This window comes from Aeromonas sp. HMWF014 (assembly GCF_963878295.1).
In the GTDB taxonomy this organism is placed as follows: Bacteria; Pseudomonadota; Gammaproteobacteria; order Enterobacterales; family Aeromonadaceae; genus Aeromonas; species Aeromonas popoffii.
Genome location: NZ_CAWNYS010000139.1, coordinates 1 through 4591, shown reverse-complemented (window position 1 = coordinate 4591; position 4591 = coordinate 1). Strand labels below are relative to the sequence as shown.

Genomic DNA, 4591 nt, shown 5'->3' with positions numbered 1-4591 from the left:
CCCGCCAGTTGGCGGAGATGATTGCCAGGGTCAATCCGAGCAAGGAGAAGGGCAAACACGCCGCCACCCGCAGCTTCCAGGCCATCCGCATCTATATCAACAGCGAGCTGGACGAGATCGAGACCGCGCTGGACGGTGCCCTGCAGGCGCTCGCTCCCGAGGGGCGTCTTTCCGTCATCAGTTTCCACTCGCTGGAAGACAGGCTGGTGAAGCACTTCATCCGCAAGCACGAGAAAGGCCCCGAGGTGCCGCGCGGCATTCCATTGACCGAGGCCCAGCTGGCCGGTGGCCGCAAATTGAAGGCGGTTGGCAAGGCGCTCAAACCTTCCGAGCATGAAGTCACCGAAAACAGCCGATCGCGCAGCTCTGTGCTGCGGGTCGCCCAGCGACTGGCGGAGTAAGTCATGAGCGAGGTGCGTGTTCATCTGGCCAGGGAGATCCTCGGCGATCTCTGGCGGCACAAGCTGCAGGTCGTGCTGGCCGTTGCCGTGCTGATCACCGCCTTTGCTGTGATCCTAGTGACCAACATGACTCGTGGCATGACCGCCCAGCAGAACGATCTGATGGCGGAAGAGGATCGGCTCAACATCGAATGGCGCCACCTCCTGCTGGAGCAGGGGACGTTGGCCGAGCACTCTCGCGTAGCGAGCCTGGCCATGGATAAATTGCATATGGCTCGCCCGCTGGTGACCACCGAGAAGGTAATCACACAACCATGAAACGCAAGGCATCTGCCAAGGCCCCACCCAAGACGAAAGCACCGTCACTCTATCCGTGGCGCTTTCGCACGTTGGTGTTCTTCATCGGCATTGCGTTTGCTGGCTTGATCCTGCGGCTGGCCTGGATCCAGGTGATAGACCCGGATCGGCTGCGCCAGGAAGGGGACATGCGTTCATTGCGGACCACCGCCACCCAGGCTGTGCGCGGCATGATCACCGATCGCAATGGCGAACAGCTTGCCGTATCTGTGCCGGTGGAGGCCGTCTGGGCCGACCCCAAGACGGTGCACGAATCCGGCGCTATTCATAACGAACGCGCCTGGCTGGCGCTTTCCGCTGTGCTCAAGCTCGACATCAATACCCTCAAACACCGCATCTCCAACCCGAGCAAGCGCTTCGTCTACCTGCAGCGGCAAGTGACGCCAGCGGTGGCGGAGTACATCAAGGGCCTCAAGCTGGGTGGCATCTATCTGCGCCCAGAGGCGCGCCGTTTCTATCCCACCGGTGAGATCAGTGCCCATCTGGTGGGGGTGACCAACATAGATGGCAGCGGGATAGAAGGGATAGAGCGCAGCTACAACGAGTGGCTGACCGCGACCCCGGGTGAGATGCGGGTGCGCAAGGACAGGCAGGGCCGGGTCATCGAACGGCTTGGCCTTGTCAAGGAGGGCAAGAACGCGAACGATCTGCAGCTGAGTATCGACCAGCGGGTACAGGCATTGGCCTACCGTGCTCTCAAGCGTGCCACTGACGAGAACAAGGCAACCTCCGGTTCCATGGTGATGCTGGATATCAAGACCGGCGAAGTGCTCGCCATGGTCAACACCCCCTCCTACAACCCGAATAACCGCGGTCAGTACCAGAGTTTCCGGGTGCGCAACCGGGTCGTGACCGATACCTATGAGCCGGGTTCGACCATCAAACCCTTGATTTTGTTGAGTGCCCTGCAGGCAGGCGTCACCAGCTGGAAAGACACCATCCCGGGCGGACCGCTGTATATCGGGGCCAAGCAGATTCGTGATGTGAGCATCCACAAGGCGACCAACCTGTACGACATACTGCGCTACTCCTCCAACATTGGCATGTCGCGCATCGCGCTGCGTATGCCGGCGCAGGAGATGATCAATACCCTCAGCATGGTCGGTTTCGGCATGGATACCGGCAGCGGACTGATGGGTGAGAGCAGCGGCATGCTGCCCCAGCGTCGTCGCTGGTCCGATATCGAGCGGGCCACCCTTTCGTTCGGTTACGGCCTGCGGGTCACTCCGTTGCAGTTGGCTTCCGCCTACGCCACCCTGGCCAACAAGGGCAAGCGGGTGCCGCTCTCCATCGTCAAGGTGACCGAGCCGCCCAAGGGCGAGCAGGTCATCGACCACAACAACGCCACCGCCATGTTGCAGGCGCTGGAGTACGTGGTGAGCAATGCCATTCCGAGAGCGCAGATCCCCGGTTACCGGGTCGGCGGCAAGAGTGGTACCGCCAAGGTCGCCGTCGCTGGCGGCTACGGCAAGGATTACATGGCCTGGTTTGCCGGTTTTGCCCCAGCCAGCAACCCCCGTTTCGTCATGGTGGTGGTGATCAACGAGCCCAAGGGCGATGCCTACTACGGTGGTGCCGTTGCGACGCCGCCCTTTGCCGAAGCCATGGGCGGGGTGCTGCAGCTCTTCAATATTCGTCCCGATGCGTTACCGCCTGCAGTACCTGCCAAACTCGCCCGTACGGAGGCCCCCCTTGCACCGCGCACTTGACCTGGCCCTCCATCCCATCTGTTTTGGGGCGTATTCCATGCTGTTTCGCGGTGTGAGCGTCTGCATTCCTGCCCATACGGAGGCTTCCCATGTTGCACCGCGCACTTGATGCATTACTGCGCCCCTTCGGCATCCGTGCCCCAGCGCTTGCCCTGACCGATATCCAGCTGGACAGTCGGCGGGTCGGGCCCGGTTGTCTCTTCGTGGCCATTCGTGGTCATCAGGTGGATGGCAGACGGTTTATCGAACAGGCGGTGGCTCAGGGGGCGACCGCTGTTGTATTTGAGGAGGATGGTGAATTTATCGCGCCTCAGCTGGGCGTGCCTTGCATCGGCATTCCCAGTCTGCCAGCCAGACTCTCCGAACTGGCCGGTTACTTCTACCAGCAGCCTGCCAACAGGCTGGAACTGGTCGGCATCACGGGCACCAATGGCAAGAGCACCACGGCGCTGCTGGTTGCCAACTGGCGTACTCTGCTCGGTGGCAAGGCTGGCGTGATGGGCACCATAGGCAATGGCTTGTTTGGCAAGCTGATCGAAGCGGAAAATACCACCGGCAGTGCCGTGCAGGTACAGGCCAATCTGGCTGAGCTGCAGTTGCAGGGGGCGGATCTGGTGGCGATGGAGGTTTCAAGCCACGGTCTGGTACAGCATCGTGTGGCGGCTTTGCCTTTCGCGGCGGCCGTGTTCACCAACCTGAGCCGGGATCATCTCGACTATCACGGCACCATGGAAGCGTATGGCGCGGCCAAGGAGCTGTTGCTGCAACGGGTCGATGCACCGAATGCGGTGATCAACCGGGATGACGAGCTTGGCGCCAAGTGGCTCGAAAAATACCCGACTGCAGTAGCCTTCAGTGTTGATGGTCCGATTGAAAATCATGTTGGCCGTCAGTTAACGGCGCAGCAACTCGATTTTCACCAGCAAGGTTTTCGCGCGCAGATTAACTCCAGTTGGGGGAATGGTGTATTATCCGCCCCCTTGCTCGGCCGCTTCAACGTCAGCAATGTGCTGGCGGCAATGGGCGTCATGCTGGTGCTCGGTTACGACTTCAACGAGTTGCTGGCGACCGCCCCCCAATTGCAGCCGGTGACCGGCCGCATGGAGTGTTTCGGTGGCGGCAATGCGCCGCTCGCCGTGGTCGATTACGCCCATACCCCGGATGCGCTTGAGAAGGCATTGCAGGCCCTGCGAGTGCACTGCAAAGGTCAGCTCTGGTGTCTGGTGGGTTGTGGTGGCGACCGGGATCGCGGCAAGCGCCCCATGATGGCGGCCATGGCTGAACGGTATGCGGATCGCGTGATCCTGACCGACGACAATCCCCGTACCGAGGAGCCGGCCCGGATCATGGCCGACATGGTGGCGGGTCTTCGCGATCCTGCTGCGGTGCAGGTGGAGCACGACAGGGTCAAGGCGATTGCGCTGGCCATCGGTCAGGCGAGCAAACAGGACATCATCCTGGTGGCCGGTAAGGGTCATGAGGATTATCAGATCATTGGAACCGACAAGCGGCACTACAGCGACCGGGAAACCGTCGTGGTCGCCTTGCACACATTATTGGAGTCATTCACATGATGACCCTCAGGCTTGCCGAGCTGGCGCAGGTACTCGATGCCCGTCTGATCGGTGGCGATGGCGAGATCACGGCTGTGAGTACCGACACCCGCACCCTGAGAAAGGGCGCCCTGTTTGTTGCGCTGCGCGGTGAGCGTTTCGATGCCCACGATTTTTGCGATCAGGCCGTTGCCGCAGGGGCCTCTGCCCTGCTGGTGGAGCGGGAATTGCCACTGGCCATTCCCCAGCTGGTTGTCAGCGACAGCCTCAAGGGGCTGGGCCGCCTTGGCAAGCTGGTGCGCGAGCGCATCAATCCCAAAGTGCTGGCCATCACCGGCAGCTGCGGCAAGACCACGGTCAAGGAGATGGCTACCGCTATCCTGCGTCACGAAGGCGAGGTGCTGGCCACCGCCGGCAACTTCAACAATGAAGTGGGTGTACCGCTGACACTGCTGCGGCTCGAGCCGCAGCACAAGTTTGCGGTGATGGAGCTGGGCGCCAACCACAAGGGTGAGATTTCCTGGACCACGTCACTGGCCAAACCTGATGCCGCCATCATCAACAACGTGGC

At 61.3% G+C, this 4591-nt stretch carries 5 protein-coding genes; all 5 read left to right on the top strand.

What is annotated here, in order from left to right; translation table 11 throughout:
- Positions 1-401 (top strand): 16S rRNA (cytosine(1402)-N(4))-methyltransferase (mraW, locus tag AAC083_RS05510; protein WP_108536046.1); only part of this gene is annotated, 401 nt, incomplete at its 5' end.
- A 3-nt stretch (positions 402-404) separates the two neighbouring features.
- Positions 405-719 (top strand): cell division protein FtsL, encoded by a 315-nt coding sequence (gene ftsL / locus AAC083_RS05505; RefSeq protein WP_042039059.1) that lies wholly within the window; start codon positions 405-407, stop codon positions 717-719.
- Positions 716-2467 (top strand): penicillin-binding transpeptidase domain-containing protein, encoded by a 1752-nt coding sequence (locus AAC083_RS05500; RefSeq protein WP_042039057.1) that lies wholly within the window; start codon positions 716-718, stop codon positions 2465-2467. Before ftsL ends, AAC083_RS05500 begins: the two co-directional genes overlap by 4 nt.
- An 89-nt stretch (positions 2468-2556) precedes the next feature.
- Positions 2557-4041 carry a UDP-N-acetylmuramoyl-L-alanyl-D-glutamate--2,6-diaminopimelate ligase gene (gene murE, locus AAC083_RS05495; RefSeq protein WP_108536045.1) on the top strand — a complete coding sequence of 495 codons (1485 nt, stop codon included), beginning with the start codon at positions 2557-2559 and terminating at the stop codon, positions 4039-4041.
- Positions 4038-4591, top strand: a 554-nt coding sequence (locus AAC083_RS05490; protein WP_258224611.1) for a UDP-N-acetylmuramoyl-tripeptide--D-alanyl-D-alanine ligase, incomplete at its 3' end; no start/stop codon positions are given. The genes murE and AAC083_RS05490, both read left to right, overlap by 4 nt.